The organism is Mesorhizobium sp. USDA 4132, assembly GCF_056279545.1.
Window position 1 is genome coordinate 393,644 of the sequence record NZ_JBWCCP010000001.1, and the last position, 21,276, is coordinate 414,919.

Below are 21,276 nucleotides of genomic sequence, written 5' to 3' on the forward strand. Positions count from 1 at the left end.
CAAATCAAGCTCGGGAGCAAGAACATGACCAATGACGCGTCGTTGCCGTTACGCGGCTCATGCGAATGCGGCGCCTGCTCGTTCGAGGTGCATGCCTCGCCCAAAGCCAGGTTCCGGTGCCACTGCCTGATCTGCCAGGCGTTCAACGGCAAACCGTTTGCGGATGTGATCGCCGTCCGCGGCAAGGATGTCGTGCTGAAAAACGCCGGCACTATCTCATTCAAGAAATACCGACCCCCACCGAACTTCAATCGCGGGGTCTGCCGGACCTGCGGCAAGCCCGTTGTGGAGGTTGCCGGCTTCGGGCCTTTCAAGGTGATGTTCATCCCGGCGAGCAACTTCGAGCCCGAGGCCCGGCTGCCGCCGGTTCGGTTCGACATGTTCTATCATCGTCGAGTGCTGGACATGCCCGATAGCGTGCCCAAATACAGCGGCTATTTCGCGAGCGAGTTGGCGGTCGGGAAACTGATCATGGGTGGCTTATAGGGCTCCGGCTAAAGTACAGTTCGCGCGGGAAACGCCTCGTGAAGGGCGGCTTTCATTGGATTTCAAAGCTGCAAAAAAGTACTGTCAGACCGGGATGACGGCACTTAGAGCGAAAATCGCCGAATACGAACGCCGTTTCGAGACATGATGCCGCGCCCTTGGCAGGATGGAATCAATTTCCAAGCTATCCGCGCCGGTTAAGGCGCTATCCCTAAGGCGTTCAGTTCTTGTACTGCTTGCGAAACTTAATCGGGGTGAAACCGGTTTCGCGGCTGAAAAACTTGGCAAAATTGGTTGCCTCCTCGAAACCGAGGCCCTCTGCAATGAGGTAGATAGGTCTGTTGGTATGGACCAGGAGCCGTTTGGCTTCCAAGGCGATGCGCGCCGTGATGGCGTTTTTGGCGCTTTGCCCGGTCGCCTCCAACGCCGCTCGCGTCAGGCTTTTCTCGGTACAGCCTAGAGCTGCCGCATAGGCGGATACCTGATGCCAGCCGGCATAGTTTCGTTCGACTAGCCTGCGAAACCTGGCATAACGCTGCACACCCGGGCTTTGTGCCACGTCAATGCCCATGTGCTGATCCTGCAGGATGGCAAGGCGCAGAAGCAGCGCACAAAGTTCGTATCGCAGGAGCGCGTGTATATCCTTGGGCGGGGCAGGGCTCGCGGCGTCCTGCTGCATCCTGGCGATCGCCTCCTTTACAGCGCCGAAATCGGCAGCGATCAGGGATAGGTGATCCGGTAACCGATCCAGACCCAGGACAGGCAGCAGATCGGCAGTCGCCTGCGTCTCCGATGGGAGGAATTCTGCGCGGAACAGGACCATCCATCCGTCCCAACCTTTATCACTACCGAAACTGTGAACCTGCCCGGGCCTCAAGACGAGGAGGGATCCAGCCGCGCAATTGACTGGCTGGAAGTCCACGACCTGGGTCACCGCACCTTCGGTCACGCAGATCAGGGTGTGGAAGGAATAATGGTACAGCGCCAGGATTTGCTCGGAGCTCACGCGGCGCCGCAAGTCCGAAAAATGAAATATCTCAACATCCAGATCGCGCCCACTCGGACGGTAATTCAGTTGATCCAGCTTCGCTCGGCTCTTTGTCATTCGCGTTGCGCCAATTCCGGTCAGACATGTCCGATAAGTATCATATTTCGGCGCCTATGAACCACGATAGAATGGCATTCCACCCATTATTATCACTCTTATGAGCTGCGAAGGGCACTTCGCAGCAGGTTCTAACATCTGCAAATGAGAGACCGAAATGACCACTATCGACACCGGAAAAGCTTATATCAAAGCCGTCCAGACCGGCGATCAGGCCACGCTTGGCGAACTGCTTTCGCCCCAGGTCATTTGGCATCAGCCGGGCAACAACCAGTTCTCGGGCACCAAGAACGGCATTGCCGAATTTGGTGCCATGATGGGCGCCATGATGGCAAAGTCTGGTGGTAGTTTCGCGATCACCCATGCCCATCGTTATCTCGCCAACGGGGATCTGGTTGCCATCGAGATAGAGTTCGCGGGTCAACGCGAAGGCGCCAAGGTCGACCAGTCCGGTATCGATCTGCTGCGCGTGCAGGACGGCAAGATCGTCGAAGTCTGGCTGTTCTCCTCCGATCCGGAAGAAGAGGACCAGTTCTGGGGCAAATAAGTCACCGCATCTGGAGCAGCGGGACGAAAGTGGCCCTGCTCCAACGACTTGTCCATTTTCCAGGGAGCTTCGCGACGAGCGCGAACAACAAGCAGATCGTCACCGACGCCTACCGACGCCTACCAGCGAATTTTCGGTGATTTGGACGGCTCTGAAGTAGACAACAACATGAGCACCAAACGTTCGTCCGCATACGACACGTTACCTTCAACGACAGAATACGAATTCCCACGCCAGGCGACGCTAAATCCCTACTCCCACTCTATTATTTTTTCTGCACCAAGCATTTGTTTTTATTGACGAAAATTATTTCATGCGCTCCATGCACCGTGGAGGGGAACGTCAAAAAGTTAGCCTTATGATTTTACAGCGTTTTTCGACGCAGCTGCCGCACTAAAAATTCTGTGGACTATCGATATCTATCGACCATTTCGCGGGGTGCCGTAGGCGGCGAAGGTCGAATCTAGCCCGCCAACAAAGTACCGTCAAAACGGATAAAATCAATACACCCTCTCCCGTCCTGGGTTGGGGGATGGGGGTAGTGCCCACGCGTAAAATGCAGGGGTTGAAAGGATGACGATGGTTCTCGCGAACAGGAATAGCCAAAGCTGTCGGCTTGCAATCAGCGACCCTGTTCCAGACGATTGTTCATAATGAACGCCATCGACTTTCGCCGGACGGATAGGGCCGGCATTTGCGAACTGCATAATCGCAGCTTACCACCTTAGAAAGCGTCGGCCGGCAAAATACCCCGCAACGGCCACAATCAGTATGGCGATTGGATACCAGGTTGCGACGAACAACGGACTGTCGTCGGGGCAATTGGAGGCGTAAAGGGTGGCTGCAATACCGGCGGATGCCAATGCCGCGATTGCCCCAGCCTGACCGGGGTGATCCGGCGCACCATGGCGCATCACCAGAAAGAGGAATACGGTCGGCGCTAACGAAAGGATCGGGATGACCGTCAGGCAATGCAACGCATTGTGGCCAACCAGTCTGCTTCCCCAAAGATCGGCCGGGGTGACAATCATCTCGATGGCGGCGGCGGCGATCAGCAGCGCTGGTGCGAGCAGCAACAACCAGCGCCCGGCCGTTGCGCCGTGCCCTGGACGGATAAGGCTCTCCATCAGCGATGCCGCCACAAAAAACAGCGCCAGGGTGGCGATGAACTTGAATGCGAAACGCACAGTCAAGATGGCTTGAGCAAAATCAGGTCGAACACCCAGGACCGAAAAGAACACCAATCCCGCCATCAATGCGCCAGCAGCTGTCGCCAGAGCAAGCGCCCTCGTGAGGTTGACGGGCCGCCGTGTGTCCTCTGATATCAGATTGATCAGGTCTTCCGTGTTCACTCAAGTACTCCGTGTGCGGCCGGCTCGACGAGAACCGTTCCGCTTTGTTGCGCAACCTTACCCAGGATTGGCTATCTTAGCATCATCAATCAGGTTGCCATATCCGCAAGCGGATCTCGACCTCGCGTTCGACAAAACGCCATTCTTCAGTCGCACGCAATCGAAGGAGCATGGCATCAAATTGGGGGGCATCTTCCTCCGCGAATTCGAACCAGGTGAGAAAATCAAAAGGCTCGCCAAGATCACGACTGTGATAGAGTCGTCTAGCGACGGCAGGCAAATAGTCCATCCCGATCTGAAAATGCGCCGACCTCTCCTGAATGATGGCCCTGCGCTCGTCCTGTGCAAGAGACCACCAAAGATCCGACTTGCGGATCGGGATCAAGACCGCGAGGCATGCCGCTTTGCGGCCCAACGGAGGTTGGCGTTCTCCGAGCCGATCGAGCTCGACACGGGTCGTGTATCGCGCGCTGCCGGCTGTTCCGCGCAGAACCCAGGCCGCTGAATCGGGTAGTATGACCTGATTGGTGTCCATGACACCAAGACGAGGCGCAACATCCAGACCCTTACCAGCAATGGCGCGCGTTGCCTCGACCTGCCATTGGCCACTCTCACCAGCCACGAAGTATGTCGGCTTTACCATCATGACCTACCAGCGCAACAGTCTGTGGCCAAGCAGAGCACCGGTTCCGGCAACCATCGAAATGGCGATGGGGTACCACAACATTACAAAGAGCGGGCTGTCATCATCGCAATTGGCTGCGTAGAATGTCGCCGCGATCCCTGCCGCGACGAGCCCGGCAACAGCTCCGGCGACCGCGGGTCGGGTGGGGGCAGCGTATCGAAGCGCGTAGAGAAAACAGGCAAGAGGACCGACCGATAAGAAAGGGATAATCGTAAGGCAGAGGCTGGAATTGTGCCCGATCATGCGCGTCGCCCATGTCTCCGACGGCATGACCAACAGTTCAAAGATTGCCGCTGCACTTATCAACAGAGCTGGAACCGTCAAGCCCAATGCCATCAACCGAACCGGGACGCCCGGTCTTCCGATCCGGAACATGACCAGCCCACCGGTCAAGCCGAGAGATCCTGTGATCACGAATTTGAACAGGAAGCGGCCGGTCTCGATGGCCGTGCCGAAGTCCGCACGCAAGCCGATGGCGGCAAAGAACAAAATGGCGGCGATCAATGTGGCGGCTGTGGCAGCATGCATCAGGGCATGATCAAGATTCAGTCGAACCGGCGTATCCTGCACGAGCAGGTCGATCAATTCGTCAGTCTTCATGTCGCGCGCGCCGAATAAAGAGCAGCCAACCCCTTCAATGCCCTATGCAGGGAAACACGAACCGCCACCTCTGTCATTTCCAGCCGATGGGCGGTTTCCCGAACACTCGACCCTTCAATCGATATCGATTGAACGATCGTTCGTTGCGGATCCTTGAGCTTGCCCAGAATCTGTTCGATATCGATGCGATCCGAGGCTGCGATGCGTTCGTCTGTTTTGAGTGTTGCAATGACGTCCTCAAGCGGTACCGACTGCCTGCCACGGCGCCGCAGGCTATCGACCACCTTGTTGCGAACGATTGCCGATAGCCATGGCCCCAAAGGCCGTGACGGATCCCAGGTCCCCCGCTTGAGATGGATAGTAAGCAGCACTTCCTGAACCACGTCCTCAGCCTCGCTGGCCGGCGCACCGAACTGGTCACAACGCTTCCGCGCCATCACCCGTAAATGTGGTGTGAGGGCCGTCAGGAATTTGTGATAGGCATGGCTGTCGCCCGCAATCGCGGAACGCAACCAGGATGCCCATTCCTTCTCACGCGCCAGATCGTTCATCCGACATATCCTTCTTCGGCGGTTCTCGTGCAATTGTTACAGAGACCAGCCAGATTTTTTTGCGTGTGAGATATCGGGCCAAAGCGTGCAAGCATTTGAACGTTCATGTCATCGATCGTGAGATAAGATTGTCTGACTGTGATTGGGGTTCCAGCAGTGCAAAAATGGGCCGGATAAGACCTTCCAGAAGGTCTCGATCAGGACGCGTGCGCGCAAGCACACGAATACCAAGCAGCGTGCCGAGCAACGTGCCGGCCATGTCCGATGCATTTTGGCAACGATTGATGGATCCGTCTTTCTGGCCACTTTCGATGCAGCGCCTGAAGAAAGCCTCAACCTGCACCAGGACTTGAGCCACCACCCGCTGAAACTCATCATCATGTGGTGCGACCTCGAGCGCGGAATTGACCAGCATGCAGCCTTTCCGCTTGGTATCACTCAACGACCGGTCGATAATTTCGTTGAAAAATGCGCCAATCGCCTCACGCGGCGGTTTCGTCTCAAACCGGCCGACACGGTCGCCGAAGCTCCGTTCGACATAGAAATCGAGCGCTTTGCGATAAAATGCGCGCTTGTCGCCAAAGGCATTGTAGATGCTTGCGGTGGTCAGCCCGATTGCCTGGGCCAGATCGCGGATTGACGTTGCCTCGTAGCCGTGTTCCCAAAACCGCTCCACAGCCAGCAGCAATACTTTTTCTTCATCAAATTCTCTGGGTCTGGCCATACATCCTGTCTCCCAGAACATGGATCGAACGGGCGACTGCCCAGGGGCTGTTGCCAATCCATTTTAGAACATATGATCTAAAACTCAACCCATGCGGTTCGACCTTTGACTGCTTTCTACTTCATCAATCTCAGCGTCAGGCTGTTAAGGGCGGAGAGCAACCCGACAACGGCAACCCCGAAGATCACGTAGCGCAGCTCCTCGAACGGGGTGCCGCTCAGATAGCCCAGACCATACTGCCATGCGAGAATGATCATGATGATAGCAATCAGCGCCAGCAAAAGACCGAACAGATGGCGCCAGAATCCTCTGACATTCCGGGTCATGCTCCCGCCTTCTCGCTGAAACTGTCGATCTTGAAAATCAGCAGATCGTCGCGGCGTTCGATATCGCCTTCGAGCACCACCGGTAAACCGGTCTTGTCAAGCAAGGCCGCCGGCATCGGTCCTCCGTCCTTGGAAGCGAGAAGAAAGAAGATGTGGCCGTCCACGGGTGAAGCGGAAACGAAGACGGGTGGAACACCTCCGGAAATACACAGATTGGCGCAGGCCTTGTGCGCAAGGCCAGTCCCCGGCTTCATGGCGCCGGCACTGCATTTTCCATCACAGATCTCGCCCGTCAAACGCCACCGACCGAGATTCTCCGGCACGGACGTAACCGGCAGGGCCGGCATTTGCGGATCGCCTGCTTTCAGGTCGTCTTCGCCGCCGATCAGCAGCATGACCAGGTCTCCACGCTTAACGAAGATGCCACCAGCCTGTGCGGTTTTGCCCGCAAGTGGCAGCGCCCTGTCGTCCACCCCGAACTTGCCCGAGCCCGCCAGCATGACAGCGCGCGCGGGTTTTGTGCCGCTGGCGGGAATGCGCAGTATCGGATAGGGCTTTACCTCCATGGTGCCGATCAAATGCTCGCCGGAGAGCTCATCCGCATAACTGCCCGCGCCTGGGCTTTCGGTATTAAGGGACAGCAACACCGAAGTCGTCGCCATGGCGGCAATGAAGAACACGATGAACCCGATCATCAGCCCCCTGACATCGGCTGGGACTTTCTTGAAGTAACCGACAAAAAATCCGCGTTCGACGGGCTTCAGCATCAAACCGTTCCTCCATTCTTCGGCGCGGCAGCCGTGGGAAGCAACTCGGCGGGGATGGCCAACGGCACCAGCTTTGTGCCAAGCGGCAAAGGTTCCGGATCAACCAGAATGCTCGTGCCCTCCAGGCGAAGGCGATATTTGCGAATCCGCTCGCGGAACGGCGGCGGCGAACAACCGTCCTCGGGGCGATACTGATAGCCATGCCAGGGGCAGGTGATAAAGCCGATGACGACCTTGCCTTCGCCGACGGGGCCGTTCTGGTGCGAGCAGATATTGGATACGGCTGAAAGACCACCCTTTGAACGGAAGACGGCAATGCGCTCGCCGCCCGGTGCCATCCCGATGATCGCCCTGCCTTCGGCAATCTCGCTGACATCGCCGACGATCACCCAAGGCGCCTCGGTGGCCTTTCGCGACGCAGCCGCGTCAGCCGACGTCTCCCGCCGACCTGCGATAAGGTGCAGGACGCACAGCGTAGCCAATCCGCCGAGCGACAAAAATGCCAAAGCAAGATCCCGGCGATCGATCAGAGCGCCGAGCGCCACATGCAGGATGACCGCAACGTAGGCGAAGTAGACGCTCATGTGGATCGCCTTCCACACCGGCGGCGTCAGGAAGGAAAGCCAGAAATCGTGGCTCGTTACCGCAAGGACCGCCAGAATGACGAGCGCGAAGACGCCGAAGAGTTCGAAAGGAAAGCCAGCGATGCTCGTGAAGCTGGTATTGCTGGTGAAGAGCGCCGTGAGCTGTGGTGTTGGACTAAAGGAGAAATACCATCCGAGCACATAGTAGGCGTGCGTGGCTGCAATGATCGCGGTCATCACGCCAAAATGGCGGCGATTGTAGAGGAGCGGAACGAAACGGGCATCGATCCGCGCCAGCGGCCCGATTGCGAGGACGATGGTCAGCATCAGCAAGGCCAGCGACCCGAAGGCACGCATCCGTTGGATCGGCAGGTCGGTATCCCGCAGCGCAGAGGATATGACTGGGCCGAGCCGCAGGAAAATGAGGATGTAGATGAAGATCCCGGCCAGCATGACCGCGTCATAGACGATCTTGGTCTTGTTCCAGATGACCGGCGTGTAGGATAGGCTCACGGGTTGCTATCTCCCTGTGCTGCAGTGGCATCCAGGCGCACGGCCGGGGCATCGGCCGACAGTTTCGGAACGCTCGCGAAGATAACGACAAGCATGATCGGGAGAACGACCGCGATGCCTGTCCAGATCACGGTGTGAGCGCGACGGTGGCGGCGCTGCATACTACGGTTCTCCCCTGGAAAGGGTGATCCACCGCCAGACGACCAGCGGCCAGAGGAGAACGAGCCCGGGGATAAGGAGCGGCCGGACCGCATAGGCATCACGTGCGCCCGGATCGACCTTGTCGAATCCGAACAGCAGAAAGGCGACGGCGATGGCAAGACCGATGCCGGCCCAAAGCATCAATCCTGCGGAGACTGGATCGGAGATCGAAACCATGGGGCCCTCAGATGCGGCCGGTCGCCGGTATGGCCGCACCAGTGACGATGCCTGCTGCAGGCGAAATGAGGAACCCGATAAGCTTGGCGATATCCGTTGGCTGAATCCAGCTGTTCGTCTTCGCATTCGGCATCACTGAGCGGTTTTGCGGCGTGTCGATCGTGCCCGGCAAAATACAGTTGGCGGTAATGCGCTTGTCGCGGTTTTCCGCGGCGATCGCTTCGGTTAGCCGGATCACCGCCCCTTTGGATGCTGCATAGGCGGCTTGATTGGCGCCGGCCTTTAGTCCTGGCGCCGCCGCGACATGGACGATGCGGCCGTAGCCTGCCTGCTGCATCGGTTTCAGGACCGCCGCACTAATTGCATAAGCCGTTCTGGCATTCATGTGAAACAACCGGTCCCATTGGTGTACGCCCGTCTCGTCGACCGGTCCCGTCTGGAAGCCGCCGACGGTATTGGCGAGCGCGTCGAGCCGGCCAAATCTCGCGAGCGTTCTTTCGACCGCCTCCTGGCATGACGTCAAATCGGCGAGATCCATGCCGCCGATCAGCAGGATTTCGCTATTCTCGGGCAGGCTCTCTGCCAATTTCTCCAGGGCTTCCGAATTATGCTCGACACAGACGAGCCGCGTACCGTTCGCCGCAAGCTCCCTGACGACGGCGCTTCCTAGGTTTCCTGCTGCGCCTGTAACCATGACAACGGGGCTTGTTCCTGTTGCTTCACTCATGATGGTCCCGCCCTTTCGAGTTGAGGCCGCCTGCAAAGGCCAGCCCCGGTAATTCGCGGCACCACATGGTTTTGTTACATGTGTTTTCGAAAAATTCCCGCCCTCTATGCCACGTCAGGAAATTTTGGCGCGACTGCGAAAAAGTTCAGGACCGACTGTAACGAACCACCTGACGCGACCGTAAAGGTCTCTGTCGGACGAAGGGTAATGGGATCTCGAGGGTTCCCGATCGGCGTCCTCCTGAAGGAGCAAACGAATGAAGCGCGATGCTTACGGTCTCATGACCAGCACTGACAGCAACGAGGCACAACGGGCATTCGAGAATGCCGTTTTTGGTCTGGCGGCGCATCGGCCAAGTACTGGCGTGGCCATCCAGTCAACTTTGGCAGCCGACCCCCATCATGTTGCCGGCCATGCGCTGAAGGGCTTTGCAAATCTGATATTGGCGCGGTCGGAGCTCGACCAACCGGCTGCCAAGGCACTCGTTGATGCGCAGGCAGCGCTAGTGGTCAGAGGCGGAGGAACCGGTGACGAGCGCATCCTTGTGAAAGCACTGGAGGCCGCCGTCGAAGGCTCGTTTTCGCGTGCGACGGATATTCTCGACGACGGTTTCGAGGATCGGTCGGTGACGTTCTTGCCCTTTAAGATTTCGCAGGCTCTGCGTTTCATGCTTGGAGATGCCCGCGGCATGCTGCGGGCCAGCACACGTGCAGTCGCGCGCCTTGAGGCCGGCACGACGGCGAGGGGCTTTATACTTGGTTGTCATGCGTTTTCGCTTGAAGAGCATGGTCGGTATGCCGAGGCGCTTGCCGCGGGACAGCTTGCGGTTGCTCTGCAGCCCGATGATTCCTGGGGCCTTCACGCCGTCTCGCATGTCTTCGAGATGCGAGGGGATACGGAAGAAGGCATTGACTGGCTCGAGGCGAACCGCAAAGCCTGGTCGCGCTGCAACAATTTCTCTTTTCATATGGCTTGGCATCTCGGTCTGCTACACTTGGAACGCGGCGATCATGATCGGGTGCTGCAGATCTACGACGACGACGTTCGCCCACAGCAAACCGATGATTTCCGAGACATGGCGAATGCTGTCTCGCTCCTGTGGCGGATGGAGCAATCGGGAGCTCATGTCGGTGATCGCTGGACCGATCTGGCAGAAATGGCCCATCGTCGAAAGACAGACACGACCTTGATTTTTGCGGCTCTGCACAATCTCGCCGCCATGGTTGCCGTTGGCGACCGCGATGGAACTGTGGAGCTTGTATCGCATATAGAAGCCAAGGCGCTTGGCATGGATGACCAGGGCCGCGTTGCCGCCGAGATCGGTGTACCGATGGCGCGCGTTCTCACGGGTCTCGATGCTCCGGCGGACCGCCACATGCTCGAACGCATGGTGGCGAACCTGCCAAAGATCGGCGGCAGCAACGCACAGCGCGACTTCTTCGTCCTCGCGCTCGCCAGGGCGATGGCGACCGATGGCAATAATGTCGGTGTTTCGCGTATCGGCCAAATTCGCCAGCGGCTGAAGGCCGACGACCGATTGTTCAAGTCCATCGAACATTCGGTTGGCATGCGTTTGTCTGCCTGATCTCACCTCAAAGAAAGGAAAAACACGATGTCTATGATGGAAATGCAAAAGACGAGCGTCTTCCCCGAAATTCAACCAAGCCTCGGCCGGACGATTATTCTTTCCGGACTTGCCGCCAATATTACCTGGGAAATCTGGGCACGGCTGATCACCCCACTGTGGGTTGGCGGGCCACTGGAGCCGGCTGCTCTCGTTCAATCGGTGTTCGGGTTCAACAATTTGTTTCTGGCCGAAGCGATCCACGCGATCGTGGGCATCGTTTTTTATCCGATCGGCTACCTGTTCATCGCCCGCCCGTTGCAGCGGCTGATCGTCCCCAAGCTGCCGTTACTATTGACGGGTATCGGCTTCGGCATCGGTCTTTGGATCTTTGCCCTTTACGTCATGGCACACCTGTTTGGCGGCCAACCGGCATTTCTCGGTTTTGTTACTCTCACCTGGGCATCGCTGATCGGCCACATGCTGTTTGGTACGGTCGTCGCGTTCGTCGTCCGCCGCATGGAACATTAGACCCGTTGTGGGACTAGGCCTGCCCGGTTCCGTGAGCCACCGGGCAGGTTTTCTAACCGTGCAAGGGTCCAGTTGCCAGTGAGCGCTGAGCACTGCCCATTTCACCTGATTCGAGAGATTGATAGTGACCGCCGAAAGCTTCTTAACGCCGAGAGTTGCCGACATCGTCGCCAGCACGCTTCATGCCCACGGCGTCCGTCATGCCTTTGGCATGCCCGGCGGAGAAGTGGTCACGCTGATAGACGGCCTGGAGGCCTCGGGTATTGCCTTTCATCTTGCGCGTCATGAAACCGCGGCGGCGATCATGGCGGCAGGCGCAAGCGCGATGACGCAAAACCCGGAACTTCTCGTGACGACCGTTGGGCCGGGCCTTGCCAATGCGGTCAACGGCATCGCCGACGCTGCCCAGGAGCGCGTGCCTTTGATCGTCATATCCGGCATTGTCGACCGTTCGACCCGCGCGCGTTACACCCATCAGGTGATCGACCATGCGCAGTTGCTGCGACCGCTGGTCAAGGCTTCTTTCGAAATCGAGCCCGAGAGCGCTGCTTCCACGGTCGCTCGTGCACTCGCGCTTGCCCTGACAAAGCCGATGGGTCCCGTCCATCTCGACCTGTCTCCGGCGACGGCTGCCGCGGTCTCGCCAACCTTGAACGTCATTTCGCCTCCGAAGCTTCTGAAGTCCTCGGTAACAATGACGGATCCAGTTGTTCACACACTTTCCGAAAGGATTGGCCGGGCGCAACGACCGCTTTTTATCGCTGGTCTTGACGCTGTGCGAGATAATGCCGGTCCGGCACTCCAGCACCTGGTCGAAAAAATTGGCGCACCGGTTATCACGACATATAAGGCCAAGGGCATCATCCCGGAGGGCCACCCGCTGTCGCTTGGCGCCGCCGGATTGTCACCGCTGGCGGATCAAATTCTTCTGAACCTGGTCCGGGATTCGGATCTGGTCCTGTCAATTGGATATGACCCAATCGAAATGCGGCTCGGCTGGCTGGATTTCGTCGGAGATCCAGCAAAGCTGGTGGAGATTTCCGATACCGCTACGGACCACGGCATGCATCATGCCGGAACCAGAATCCAGGCTGCACCTCGCGCTTTTCTACAGGCTTTGGCTGATGTTCACGCGGGGCACAAGACCTGGACAGCTGGCGAACCTGCCGCCGTGAAAAACGAACTTGCCCGTTTATTCGCAAGCGATGATAGCTGGGGGCCCCACGCAATCATCGAGGCGCTCAATGCGGCTGCCGGTCAGGAATCGATCGTCACTGTCGACAGCGGGGCGCATCGGATCCTCCTGTCGCAGAAGTGGGTGGCGCCGCGGTCGATGTCATTGCTGCAATCGGCGGGCTTTTGCACCATGAACGCGGCCTTGCCGCTTGCGATCGGTGCCAAGGTCGCCGATCCATCACGTCCGGTTTTCGCGGTGATGGGCGACGGCGGCCTTGAGATGGGAATCGGCGAACTCGCTACGCTACGCGATCTTAATCTGCCTATCACCATCGTGCTTTTTCAGGACCGAAGCCTGGCGTTGATTGCTCTGAAGCAGGCATCCGCCGGCCTGAAATCGGCCGGCGTCACGCTCGGCGAAACTGACTTTGCCGCCGTCGCACGAGGTTTCGGCGGCTATGGCGTCAATGTGGAGAATTGTAATGACTTCCGTAACGAGCTTGAGGCAGCCCGCGAGCGCGAAGGCTTCACCCTCATCGCCTGCAAGTTCGATGCAGGCGCCTACGACGGCGCCTTCTGAACGCACCCAGGCGACAGGTTCAACCCCTCAGAAGCTCAAGCGTCCCCGTGATCCGCGGCTCGACTTTTTCCGTGGTGTCGGCATGCTGATTATCCTTCTGGCCCATATCCCGAACAACGGGTGGGCGCTGTGGATTCCGGCGCGCTTCGGTTTTTCCGACGCCACGGAAATGTTCGTCTTCCAGTCGGGAATGGCCTCGGCCATCGCCTTCGGCTCGACCTTCGACCGCAGCGGCGCGGTTGTGCTCATTGCCCGCGTCGCTCAACGTGTCTGGCAGATATTTTGGACCCACATTGCCGTCTTTGTCGTCGTTGCCGCCATCATGGTCGTCGCCGGAACCCGCTATGACGGGGTCGCTTATGTCGACAGTCTCAACCTCGTACCCTTCGTGAAGGACCCGGGCAATCTTCTCGTCGGCCTGCTGACGCTCAGTTATGTGCCGAACTATTTCGATATCCTGCCGATGTACATCGTCATTCTGGCGTTGATGCCAGCAATGATCCTTGCATCAAAGCTCCACCGCTTTCTGCCATTCGCCATGATGGTTGCCTTATGGCTGGCGACCCAGTTCGACCTGACCGGGCTGCCGGCGGAACCCTGGTCGGATCGCCGATGGTTCTTTAATCCCTTTGGATGGCAGTTGCTGTTTTTCACCGGTTTCTTCCTGATGCGCGGCAGCCTTCCGGCCCCCGGCTTCGACCGCAGGTTGATGGCGGTTGCGGTTGTCGTCGTGATCCTGACCGTGCCGTTTGCCTGGGTGTGGTTCCAACAAGCGCATCCAGCCTTCCAAATGGCCGCCAGCAAGCTTTTCCCACTCACCGACAAGACCGACTTCGGCCTGCTGCGCTTCGTTCATTTCATGGCGCTCTGCTACATCGCCGTGCATCTCGTCGGTAAGAAAGGCTCCCGGCTGCGTGGCCCTGCCGTGCGCGTTCTGACGGTCGTTGGCCAGCAATCGCTCGCCGTCTTCATCACCGGTATTGTGATTGCCCAGCCGATCGGTGTCGCGCTTGATCATGCCGGTCGCACCACTTCTGCAGAGGCAATTGGAAACCTGATTGGCTTCGGCGTGCTGATAGGAACCGCCTATCTCGTACGCTGGTTCAAGAGTTCGCCCTGGAAATCGTGAGAATCCCTTATGTCTGACCATCAAAAACCCGCCAGCCTCGAAGGTCTGCGCATCCTCGACCTGTCGCGGATTCTCGCCGGACCGACCTGCACGCAGTTGCTCGCCGATCTCGGGGCCGATGTCATCAAGGTCGAGCGCCCTGATACCGGCGACGACACGCGCAGCTGGGGACCGCCCTTCGTGCCGGATGCCGATGGCAGCGACAGTGATCTCAGCGCCTATTTCCTGTCCGCTAACCGCAACAAGCGATCGATAGCCATCGATCTCGGCAGCGATGAAGGCGTTACGCTTGTCAAGCGGCTGGCGGCTGTCTCGGACGTGGTGATCGAAAACTACAAGCCGGGCGATCTCGACCGGCGCGGACTGGGCTATGAGGATATTCGCAAGATCAAACCGGATATCGTCTGGTGTGCGATTTCCGGTTTTGGTCAAACCGGGCCCTATGCCGAGAGAACCGGCTATGATTTTCTCGTCCAGGCGATGGGCGGCATCATGAGCATCACCGGCGAAAGCGATACGGCCGGTGGCCGGCCCCTCAAGGTCGGCCTCGGCATTGCCGATGTCATGTGCGGCATGTATGCGACCGTCGGCATTCTCGCCGCTTTGCGCCATCGCGACCGCACGGGCGAAGGCCAGTATATCGATCTGGCGCTTTATGACACGCAAGTTGCCTGGCTTATCAATGCCGCGACGAACCATCTGGTTTCGGGAAAGGTGCCAGGGCGGATCGGCAACCGGCATCCCAACATCGCTCCCTACCAGACCTTCGCAACGGCTGCTGGAGACATCGCCATCGCAGTCGGAAACGATCGGCAGTTCGCCCGCTTCTGTACGGCGATCGGCCGTCCTGATCTGGCGGGCGACGAGCGGTTTCGCCATAACCGTGATCGCGTTGTAAATATCGATGCACTGGACCCGCTTGTGACCGAGGCCCTAAAAGCCGATACCGCCGAACGCTGGGAGCAGCGGCTTGTCGCTGCCGAAATCCCCGCAGGCCGGGTCGCCACGATCGATCAGGTCGTGGCCAATCCGCATACCTTGGCGCGCGAAATGGTGATGACCATGGAAACCGTAGACGGACAAACCGTCCGCCTCCTCGGCAATCCGCTGAAGATGTCTGCAACTCCGGTTCGCTTTGATCGGGCGCCGCCGCATGTCGATCAGGACAGGGACGATATCCTCCGGGAGCTCACGAGGCTCGAAGCCACGCGCGGAACTTAAATCGTCGTGGGCTCGCCCGTCAGGGTATGCGGTCCCGATACCAAAACGCTGCACCTGGTCTCTATCACCCACCTGCTCTTCGAACGACGAGTACCGCTGTTCAGCCAAATCGACGCCTATCAGCCATCATCGCGTCAAGAAGCGCAAACAGCGGGCACGCTGCGACGATCGATGATCGCTTTAAGAATACGCAGTGATAGTTTTGTGCCAGTCTCATGGCCTATCGTCGTTTTTCCGACGAATGTTTTTCTAAAACGGCAAGTTTATCAGAGGATAGATATGACATATACTGAAAATCTTTGGCTTTTCTTTTCACTTCTATTCGGCATCGTCATCGTTCCGGGCGTGGATATGATTTTCGTACTGGCAAACGCGCTGACACATGGTCGATCCGCGGGTCTTTTCGCCACGGCCGGTATCATCGTTGGCAGCCTCGTGCATTCCCTATTTGCGGCTCTGGGCGTCGGCCTCTTTGCCAGCCTCATGCCTGTGCTGTTTCGGCCGCTTCTGATCGTCGGTGCGCTTTATATGGCCTGGATAGGGTTCACTCTGATGCGGAGTTCGATCACCGTCGACCAAGTCCGCGCGACAGATGCCCGCTCGAATGGGGAGGCGTTTCGCCGCGGCATCGTATCCTGCCTGATGAATCCGAAGGCGTATCTGTTCATGCTGGCAGTCTACCCGCAGTTTCTGCGTCCTGATTTCGGCCCGCTTGCGCCACAGGCTGCGGTCATGGCTGCGATGACAGCCGCAACTCTCTTATTCGCCTATGGCGGACTGTCTGTGGCTGCGGGTCGGGCGCGAGAAGTTCTCGTTGGCAACGGTACTGCAACGATATGGGTCGGGCGGGCCGCAGGCCTGCTTCTGATCCTCGTTTCGCTTGTAACTCTTTGGGAAGGCGTCTCGGGCAGCATCCGATAATGAGACAAGTCATCGGAGTCCGTCACGGCGGGACGGAGCAGCGCAAGATATCCGCAAGACCGGGCCGAAAGTCGAGACAACCGAGCCGAATACATGCGTGCCAAATCCAGAGGGGCTCCCCGTGATGGCGAATTGCTGCTGCTCGGAATCGCCTGATGCGGGCGGTGTGGCTACAAACGGCAGGAGGTTGGCTAACCCCGTCGAAGTTATCATCCGTCAAAAGCTCATTCGTCCCGAGGGTTCCGCCAATGCCACCACCTCTCCGGCCGTTCACGAAAATTCCGGGACGAGTGCGGCAGCCGCTTCCTGTATCGCCTGCCAGACCATTTCTATATCGCTCGCAGCCGTCGTTATTGTGCCGATCGAGACGCGGACCATCCAATGCCCGGCCGCCGTTGCCGGCGTGATATAGGTCTGGCCCGAGGTATTGACCGCGTGCGCCCAGGCGCGAGTGAAATCATCGAGACGGTCGGACGCCACAGACTTCGGCCGATAAACAATACAGACGGTCTGCAGAACGACGGGCGCGATAATCTCCCAATCAGGGGTGGCTTCCACCTTCGACCGAAGATCCTGAGCCAGGCTAATGTCTCGCCGCAACCTGGCTTGCAACCCTGATACGCCCTGTTCGCGTATGGCGAACCACAGTTTCAAAGCCCTGAACCTTCGTCCCAAGGGAATACCGGTGTTGCGTAGGTTACGCACTTTTTCGTCGGCACTCGATTGAAGGAAGCTCGGATCGGCAGACATCACCCGAAGCAGATGAGGCTCGTCTCGGACGAAATAGAGCGAGCAATCAAAAGGGACTCCCAGCCACTTGTGCGCGTTTATAACCACGCTGTCTGCGTCCTCGATACCGTCCCACATCCAACGCAACTCCGGCAGGATCATCGCGTTTCCGGCCATGGCTGCATCAACGTGGAGCCACAAGCCGTGTCTGCGTGCGATGTCAGCGACGCTGGATAACGGATCGATGGACACGGTGGCGGTCCCACCGACGGCCGCGACGATCGCACAGGGAGTGGATCCGGAGCGGATATCCGCGGCGATGGCATGCTCGAGCGCCGAAGGATGCATCGCGAAATTGGGGTCGGTATCAACCATGCGGACATTCTCACGACCGAATCCCGCCAGCAGTGCCGCTTTTTCCACCGACGAATGGGCGCTCGCCGACGTGTAGATTGTGAGTGGCCGGTGTTCAGCTTGCAGGCCGCGCCGCGCAAGAGAAAATCTTGTCGTCCTCTCCCGAGCACAAAGCAAAGCGACCAAAGTGCTCGTTGATGCCGTGTCGTTGATAACGCCAAACCACGCCGACGATAGACCAACCATTTGCCTGAACCAGTCGACCGTAACCTCCTCGATCTCAGTCACCGCGGGCGATGACTGCCAGGATAAACCTAGCACCCCGAGGCCACTGCTCACCAGATCGCCCAGAATACCCGAGCCAAGCGAGTTAGAGGGGAAGTAGCCAAAGAACCGTGGGTGTTGCCAATGCGAAATATTCGGAAGAACGACCTTGTCGAGATCAGCGATTATCTGGTCAAAACCCTCAGCTTCTGCCGGCGGTACGGCAGGAAGCATCGCTTTGACATCACCCGGCCGTGTCCCAGGTTGGACCGGATAGTTAGATATCTTCGCATGATAGTCCGCGAGCCAGTCAATGATTTCATGACCTCTCTGCCGGAATTCTTCGGGTGTCATGTAGATCTCCTGCTTGTGCTTAAAAATTCGTGATGTAATTGCGAGCTTTCGAAAAGGTATCTCACGCGACTCCGTATGTTCTCCTTCTCGGACACACTTTCCTGATCATCTGCTCCATGCGGGTGTCGGCCGTGCGCGATATCTCCCAGTGAGCCTAGCGGCGATGATCAGCCGTGACATGACATGAGCCTCGGAGTGGGAAGGGGGAGAGCGTTGACGACTTTCGTGTCCTCAGTCGCGGTCGACAAGGATGTTGCTAGCCAGCGCCGCGATCTGGTCGCGATTCGCCCAGGCTACCATCACGCTCAGCGCGAAGAGCACGATTGCGGGGACGGGCGAACCCGGCAGCACGAAGAGATGGGTCAAGGTGGCGCCGACCATGATCGCGGCGAGCAGAAGCGCACCGAGCGAGGCCACAGCCGGGACGAGTAGCGCGGCCGCGCCAATCAACTCGAGTGTTCCGGTCAAATACCTAAACCACTGTCCGAGCCCGATCTGCTCGAAGTTCTGAACCAACATCGGCAGGCCGTAGAGGTTGGCGCTGCCGGCGGCGATGAAGGCCGCAGCAAGGAGAAGCTTGACGCTCCACAGTCCGATTTGACGCCAGCGCGGGGCGGGCTGCTCTGCCCGGGAGATCCAGGTTGATTCCGCCTCATTCTTTATCGTCGGGCTGTCTGAATTCTGCATGATAAACTCCCTCATATTGAACAATCAATTCTACGACTGCGTATGCATCTGCCTGAACACGGATTCATTGCGAACACATCGAGAGCGCCACCTTCAATTCCAGCTCCCGGATTTTGCGGTCCTTCTCGGACACTTGCCCGATCATCTGCTCCATGCGGGCGTCGGACGCGCGCGATATCTCCCAGAATGTCACGGTGAAAATCACAGGCATGGTGGTGGCAGTTTTATCGTCGATAGCTGCCAGTCGATCCGACTGCTGCGATGGACTTTCCGTCGCGACACGGCCCCAAAGCTTGAGGGTGCATTCGGCGCCTGCATCGCAGCGGATGAAGGCTTCCAGCGCCGCTTCGCGTCGGACAACGGTGCGGCGAAACGCCGTGCTTTCGACGTGTATGCGAAACGTGGATCCATCGATGACATGGGGAAGCATCGCAACGCTCGAGACGGTCTCGAACACAATCCCGGGGCGTATCCGGGAATAATTGATCGCCAACTCCCGCTGCGCCTGAACCAGATGAGCAATGCTCGGAGTGATCACCTGCCCCCAGATAGCCGCACCTTCTCCGAAATGATGAACGATGGCATGGCCGATATTTGGACATGTAATTGACTGCAGCATGAGGGGGTTCCCTTGTAATCCTCGAACGATCCGTCAGCATCGCGTCGGATCAGGTTTGCGACCTTGCTGCCTGCTAATTCGCGGGAATGCAGGCAGTTGTTACAAAGGATCTTCGTTTTTTTGCAACCCAGTGTTCATTTGGGAAAGCCCACCGCCGTCAGGCCAGCGTCAAGCATATCGGACCGGGCCTCGTGGCCACCGTTGTGGATGCACATGACACTGTCGCCCCGAATGCAGTCGGGGACATCGTCGCACTCGATGCTATCCAGCATGACTTTTTTCGCAGCCTTCATGTCGCATTTGCCACGCTCACGCAGAATGGCCAAGCTTTTGAACGCATCGCCCTGATGGAATTTTGTGCCAATCGCCCGACCGGCGAGCGGAAACGTCTCATCCGCGGTCCCATGAAAATGGATCATTGGAGGAAGATCGGCAACGCAATCATCCGGTTCTGGAAGAGGGTTCCAGAACACGCCGGAGAAAGTAACCATCGCCGCGGTTTTCTCCCCTTGCTGGCAGGCGGTGTACCAAGCCATCGATGCGCCGATGGAAAAACCCCCGATTACCGTCCGGTCCGGGGTAAAACCGTAGCGTTGCCGCAGGTCATCAAAGACATTCGTGATGAACGCTTTTTCATCGCGATCCTGGCGGGGACCGTGAGGAAAAGACCAACTCCCGTCGATGCCATCGACGGCTACATAGGCGAGATGATGCGCGAGCGTCATCTCGACCAGAGGGCGCTGCTGCATCTGCAATCTGGCGGCGCTTTTGAAACCATGGAAATAGACAAAGACGCCGCGAATATCGCCGTCGTGCGGCAACTCGATCCGATAGTCTCCGTCCTTGACGGGACAAGCAGTCTGCGCTCCGCAAAGCATTGCGGAAGAAACAGTAAGAGGCATGACGGCGATGAGGAGGAGAGCAGCGGGCAGGCATGTGCGCATGAAGATATCACCGATCTTATAATGAGAAGTCTGCCAGAGTCCTGGCGCGTGGCGAGCAGTTTGCGCGAGGCATGTTGCAATAGCGTGCGGGGCCGCGTCTTCAATTCTGGTGTGGCGTGCCGGCGCTGGAGGGAAAGTCGGCTCCGGGCCGGGCGGTGATCGGGAAGGAGGTAGAAAGTCCGGTCACAGCAGATATTCGCGCATGGGTCGCTGAGCGTTACATTCGACGGCGAAAAATAATGAGGACTTTGCGCGGGGCCACGACCACGCAATCATGGCCAGCGGCAGAGAGTTGCCGCTGAATGCCGTAGCCACAAGGTCCTGCTTCGTAGCAAAACTTGAGGGTCCGGCCCGACTGCGAAAGCTTGGCTAGCATGCGGCTCAAGGCCGTTGGTGTGTTTACGATCTGGCCAAACGCGCGCACGTCACCGCGCTTACCGCCATCGGCAAGTGCCACCGAAATCGTCTCTTTGTGAACATCCAATCCGATATATGTGATAGTCTCTTCCATGGCCCGTCTCCTATGCATGAGGCTCTGTGCGGGGTCACCTTACGCAACCCTCGATACCTGCATATTGTGAGACGGGTCACCCAGCCGCAGGCGAACATTTAGTCTAGAACTTACTACCCGTCCGACCGTTGGAAGAAGTCTCGTAGGCCCTTTCCTACCTCAACCCCCTCCTCGACGGCAGCGGCAACGCCGCCAGACACATCCTGCGGCGGGGGCTTGCGCTCGCGGCGAGCGGAGGCGATCCAGCCACCGGGCAGCCTCACCTGGACCATTAGGTCGACGCGCTCTGGCCCCTTCTCGCGGTCTAGGGCCGCGCTGAGGAAACTGAGGACCGGGTTCGTTGGCTC

General features: G+C 58.3%; 24 protein-coding genes and 1 pseudogene. 8 read left to right on the plus strand and 17 right to left on the minus strand.

All coding sequences use genetic code 11. The annotated features are described in order from the left end of the window. Positions 1 to 24 precede the first annotated feature (24 nt). Positions 25 to 486, plus strand: coding sequence for a GFA family protein (locus ACZ9IU_RS01985; RefSeq protein ID WP_038548399.1), 462 nt, complete (start codon positions 25 to 27; stop codon positions 484 to 486). A 220-nt stretch (positions 487 to 706) separates the two neighbouring features. Here the strand turns inward: ACZ9IU_RS01985 and ACZ9IU_RS01990 are convergent, their stop codons facing one another. Then, positions 707 to 1,591 (minus strand): AraC family transcriptional regulator, encoded by an 885-nt coding sequence (locus tag ACZ9IU_RS01990; RefSeq protein ID WP_038548402.1) that lies wholly within the window; start codon positions 1,589 to 1,591, stop codon positions 707 to 709. Positions 1,592 to 1,748: 157 nt separating this feature from the next. Between ACZ9IU_RS01990 and ACZ9IU_RS01995 the strand changes: the two genes are divergently transcribed. Continuing rightward, complete coding sequence (locus tag ACZ9IU_RS01995) at positions 1,749 to 2,138, plus strand: nuclear transport factor 2 family protein (protein WP_038548405.1); 390 nt, start codon at positions 1,749 to 1,751, stop codon at positions 2,136 to 2,138. A 716-nt stretch (positions 2,139 to 2,854) separates the two neighbouring features. Here ACZ9IU_RS01995 and ACZ9IU_RS02000 read toward each other — a convergent pair. The 11 genes from ACZ9IU_RS02000 to ACZ9IU_RS02050 form a co-directional block, all read right to left on the minus strand. Beyond that, the gene (locus ACZ9IU_RS02000) at positions 2,855 to 3,490 is read right to left on the minus strand and encodes an NrsF family protein (protein ID WP_038548408.1); all 636 of its coding nucleotides are present in this window, start codon (positions 3,488 to 3,490) and stop codon (positions 2,855 to 2,857) included. A gap of 85 nt (positions 3,491 to 3,575) precedes the next feature. Beyond that, entirely contained in the window at positions 3,576 to 4,136 is a 561-nt protein-coding gene (locus tag ACZ9IU_RS02005; RefSeq protein WP_437179039.1) for a chlorite dismutase family protein, read from the minus strand. Between the two features lie 3 nt (positions 4,137 to 4,139). Further along, positions 4,140 to 4,775, minus strand: a complete 636-nt coding sequence (locus tag ACZ9IU_RS02010; protein ID WP_038548411.1) for an NrsF family protein — start codon at positions 4,773 to 4,775, stop codon at positions 4,140 to 4,142. Beyond that, positions 4,772 to 5,326 carry a sigma-70 family RNA polymerase sigma factor gene (locus tag ACZ9IU_RS02015; RefSeq protein ID WP_038548415.1) on the minus strand — a complete coding sequence of 185 codons (555 nt, stop codon included), beginning with the start codon at positions 5,324 to 5,326 and terminating at the stop codon, positions 4,772 to 4,774. Before ACZ9IU_RS02015 ends, ACZ9IU_RS02010 begins: the two co-directional genes overlap by 4 nt. A gap of 103 nt (positions 5,327 to 5,429) precedes the next feature. After that, positions 5,430 to 6,050 carry a TetR/AcrR family transcriptional regulator gene (locus ACZ9IU_RS02020; protein ID WP_051900003.1) on the minus strand — a complete coding sequence of 207 codons (621 nt, stop codon included), beginning with the start codon at positions 6,048 to 6,050 and terminating at the stop codon, positions 5,430 to 5,432. A gap of 116 nt (positions 6,051 to 6,166) precedes the next feature. Beyond that, positions 6,167 to 6,376: a hypothetical protein gene (locus tag ACZ9IU_RS02025; RefSeq protein WP_038548417.1), complete on the minus strand. Its 210-nt coding sequence runs from the start codon at positions 6,374 to 6,376 to the stop codon at positions 6,167 to 6,169. Continuing rightward, complete coding sequence (locus ACZ9IU_RS02030) at positions 6,373 to 7,143, minus strand: hypothetical protein (protein ID WP_038548421.1); 771 nt, start codon at positions 7,141 to 7,143, stop codon at positions 6,373 to 6,375. The genes ACZ9IU_RS02025 and ACZ9IU_RS02030 overlap by 4 nt, the downstream gene beginning before the upstream one ends. Next, positions 7,143 to 8,240: a Rieske 2Fe-2S domain-containing protein gene (locus tag ACZ9IU_RS02035; protein WP_038548425.1), complete on the minus strand. Its 1,098-nt coding sequence runs from the start codon at positions 8,238 to 8,240 to the stop codon at positions 7,143 to 7,145. The genes ACZ9IU_RS02030 and ACZ9IU_RS02035 overlap by 1 nt, the downstream gene beginning before the upstream one ends. Continuing rightward, positions 8,237 to 8,401: a hypothetical protein gene (locus ACZ9IU_RS02040; protein ID WP_173426765.1), complete on the minus strand. Its 165-nt coding sequence runs from the start codon at positions 8,399 to 8,401 to the stop codon at positions 8,237 to 8,239. The genes ACZ9IU_RS02035 and ACZ9IU_RS02040 overlap by 4 nt, the downstream gene beginning before the upstream one ends. Before the next feature lies 1 nt (position 8,402). Then, the gene (locus ACZ9IU_RS02045) at positions 8,403 to 8,618 is read right to left on the minus strand and encodes a hypothetical protein (RefSeq protein ID WP_038548428.1); all 216 of its coding nucleotides are present in this window, start codon (positions 8,616 to 8,618) and stop codon (positions 8,403 to 8,405) included. A gap of 7 nt (positions 8,619 to 8,625) precedes the next feature. Beyond that, positions 8,626 to 9,345 carry an SDR family NAD(P)-dependent oxidoreductase gene (locus ACZ9IU_RS02050; RefSeq protein WP_038548430.1) on the minus strand — a complete coding sequence of 240 codons (720 nt, stop codon included), beginning with the start codon at positions 9,343 to 9,345 and terminating at the stop codon, positions 8,626 to 8,628. A gap of 256 nt (positions 9,346 to 9,601) precedes the next feature. Between ACZ9IU_RS02050 and ACZ9IU_RS02055 the strand changes: the two genes are divergently transcribed. The 6 genes from ACZ9IU_RS02055 (at position 9,602) to ACZ9IU_RS02080 (ending at position 16,467) form a co-directional block, all read left to right on the plus strand. Next, entirely contained in the window at positions 9,602 to 10,930 is a 1,329-nt protein-coding gene (locus ACZ9IU_RS02055) for a tetratricopeptide repeat protein (protein WP_038548433.1), read from the plus strand. 27 nt (positions 10,931 to 10,957) lie between these two features. Further along, entirely contained in the window at positions 10,958 to 11,440 is a 483-nt protein-coding gene (locus ACZ9IU_RS02060; RefSeq protein WP_038548437.1) for a hypothetical protein, read from the plus strand. Between the two features lie 124 nt (positions 11,441 to 11,564). Continuing rightward, positions 11,565 to 13,196, plus strand: coding sequence for a thiamine pyrophosphate-binding protein (locus ACZ9IU_RS02065; RefSeq protein WP_038548440.1), 1,632 nt, complete (start codon positions 11,565 to 11,567; stop codon positions 13,194 to 13,196). Continuing rightward, the gene (locus tag ACZ9IU_RS02070; protein WP_038548443.1) at positions 13,168 to 14,325 is read left to right on the plus strand and encodes an OpgC family protein; all 1,158 of its coding nucleotides are present in this window, start codon (positions 13,168 to 13,170) and stop codon (positions 14,323 to 14,325) included. Before ACZ9IU_RS02065 ends, ACZ9IU_RS02070 begins: the two co-directional genes overlap by 29 nt. A gap of 9 nt (positions 14,326 to 14,334) precedes the next feature. Beyond that, positions 14,335 to 15,546: a CaiB/BaiF CoA transferase family protein gene (locus tag ACZ9IU_RS02075; protein ID WP_038548446.1), complete on the plus strand. Its 1,212-nt coding sequence runs from the start codon at positions 14,335 to 14,337 to the stop codon at positions 15,544 to 15,546. Between the two features lie 279 nt (positions 15,547 to 15,825). Further along, a complete protein-coding gene (locus ACZ9IU_RS02080; protein WP_038548449.1) occupies positions 15,826 to 16,467 on the plus strand; it encodes a LysE family translocator in 642 nt (213 codons plus the stop codon). Positions 16,468 to 16,737: 270 nt separating this feature from the next. Here the strand turns inward: ACZ9IU_RS02080 and ACZ9IU_RS02085 are convergent, their stop codons facing one another. From ACZ9IU_RS02085 to ACZ9IU_RS02105, 5 genes and pseudogenes are all read right to left on the minus strand, one after another. After that, positions 16,738 to 18,168 (minus strand): pyridoxal phosphate-dependent decarboxylase family protein, encoded by a 1,431-nt coding sequence (locus ACZ9IU_RS02085; RefSeq protein ID WP_038548452.1) that lies wholly within the window; start codon positions 18,166 to 18,168, stop codon positions 16,738 to 16,740. Between the two features lie 231 nt (positions 18,169 to 18,399). After that, a complete protein-coding gene (locus tag ACZ9IU_RS02090; protein WP_051900006.1) occupies positions 18,400 to 18,855 on the minus strand; it encodes a DoxX family protein in 456 nt (151 codons plus the stop codon). 64 nt (positions 18,856 to 18,919) lie between these two features. Continuing rightward, positions 18,920 to 19,474, minus strand: coding sequence for a hypothetical protein (locus ACZ9IU_RS02095; RefSeq protein ID WP_038548455.1), 555 nt, complete (start codon positions 19,472 to 19,474; stop codon positions 18,920 to 18,922). A gap of 134 nt (positions 19,475 to 19,608) precedes the next feature. Next, entirely contained in the window at positions 19,609 to 20,418 is an 810-nt protein-coding gene (locus tag ACZ9IU_RS02100; protein ID WP_038548457.1) for a CE1 family esterase, read from the minus strand. Between the two features lie 253 nt (positions 20,419 to 20,671). Continuing rightward, positions 20,672 to 20,929: pseudogene (locus tag ACZ9IU_RS02105) on the minus strand (hypothetical protein); the annotation flags it as partial. Between the last annotated feature and the right edge of the window lie 347 nt (positions 20,930 to 21,276).

What these genes read in the sequence shown, in the direction of transcription:
- ACZ9IU_RS01985 (WP_038548399.1), top strand. Translation starts at nt 25, where the DNA reads ATGACCAATGACGCGTCGTTGCCGTTACGCGGCTCATGCGAATGCGGC.
- ACZ9IU_RS01990 (WP_038548402.1), bottom strand. Translation starts at nt 1,591, where the DNA reads ATGACAAAGAGCCGAGCGAAGCTGGATCAACTGAATTACCGTCCGAGT.
- ACZ9IU_RS01995 (WP_038548405.1), top strand. Translation starts at nt 1,749, where the DNA reads ATGACCACTATCGACACCGGAAAAGCTTATATCAAAGCCGTCCAGACC.
- ACZ9IU_RS02005 (WP_437179039.1), bottom strand. Translation starts at nt 4,136, where the DNA reads ATGATGGTAAAGCCGACATACTTCGTGGCTGGTGAGAGTGGCCAATGG.
- ACZ9IU_RS02010 (WP_038548411.1), bottom strand. Translation starts at nt 4,775, where the DNA reads ATGAAGACTGACGAATTGATCGACCTGCTCGTGCAGGATACGCCGGTT.
- ACZ9IU_RS02015 (WP_038548415.1), bottom strand. Translation starts at nt 5,326, where the DNA reads ATGAACGATCTGGCGCGTGAGAAGGAATGGGCATCCTGGTTGCGTTCC.
- ACZ9IU_RS02020 (WP_051900003.1), bottom strand. Translation starts at nt 6,050, where the DNA reads ATGGCCAGACCCAGAGAATTTGATGAAGAAAAAGTATTGCTGCTGGCT.
- ACZ9IU_RS02025 (WP_038548417.1), bottom strand. Translation starts at nt 6,376, where the DNA reads ATGACCCGGAATGTCAGAGGATTCTGGCGCCATCTGTTCGGTCTTTTG.
- ACZ9IU_RS02030 (WP_038548421.1), bottom strand. Translation starts at nt 7,143, where the DNA reads ATGCTGAAGCCCGTCGAACGCGGATTTTTTGTCGGTTACTTCAAGAAA.
- ACZ9IU_RS02040 (WP_173426765.1), bottom strand. Translation starts at nt 8,401, where the DNA reads ATGCAGCGCCGCCACCGTCGCGCTCACACCGTGATCTGGACAGGCATC.
- ACZ9IU_RS02045 (WP_038548428.1), bottom strand. Translation starts at nt 8,618, where the DNA reads ATGGTTTCGATCTCCGATCCAGTCTCCGCAGGATTGATGCTTTGGGCC.
- ACZ9IU_RS02050 (WP_038548430.1), bottom strand. Translation starts at nt 9,345, where the DNA reads ATGAGTGAAGCAACAGGAACAAGCCCCGTTGTCATGGTTACAGGCGCA.
- ACZ9IU_RS02055 (WP_038548433.1), top strand. Translation starts at nt 9,602, where the DNA reads ATGAAGCGCGATGCTTACGGTCTCATGACCAGCACTGACAGCAACGAG.
- ACZ9IU_RS02060 (WP_038548437.1), top strand. Translation starts at nt 10,958, where the DNA reads ATGTCTATGATGGAAATGCAAAAGACGAGCGTCTTCCCCGAAATTCAA.
- ACZ9IU_RS02070 (WP_038548443.1), top strand. Translation starts at nt 13,168, where the DNA reads ATGCAGGCGCCTACGACGGCGCCTTCTGAACGCACCCAGGCGACAGGT.
- ACZ9IU_RS02075 (WP_038548446.1), top strand. Translation starts at nt 14,335, where the DNA reads ATGTCTGACCATCAAAAACCCGCCAGCCTCGAAGGTCTGCGCATCCTC.
- ACZ9IU_RS02080 (WP_038548449.1), top strand. Translation starts at nt 15,826, where the DNA reads ATGACATATACTGAAAATCTTTGGCTTTTCTTTTCACTTCTATTCGGC.
- ACZ9IU_RS02085 (WP_038548452.1), bottom strand. Translation starts at nt 18,168, where the DNA reads ATGACACCCGAAGAATTCCGGCAGAGAGGTCATGAAATCATTGACTGG.
- ACZ9IU_RS02090 (WP_051900006.1), bottom strand. Translation starts at nt 18,855, where the DNA reads ATGCAGAATTCAGACAGCCCGACGATAAAGAATGAGGCGGAATCAACC.
- ACZ9IU_RS02095 (WP_038548455.1), bottom strand. Translation starts at nt 19,474, where the DNA reads ATGCTGCAGTCAATTACATGTCCAAATATCGGCCATGCCATCGTTCAT.
- ACZ9IU_RS02100 (WP_038548457.1), bottom strand. Translation starts at nt 20,418, where the DNA reads ATGCGCACATGCCTGCCCGCTGCTCTCCTCCTCATCGCCGTCATGCCT.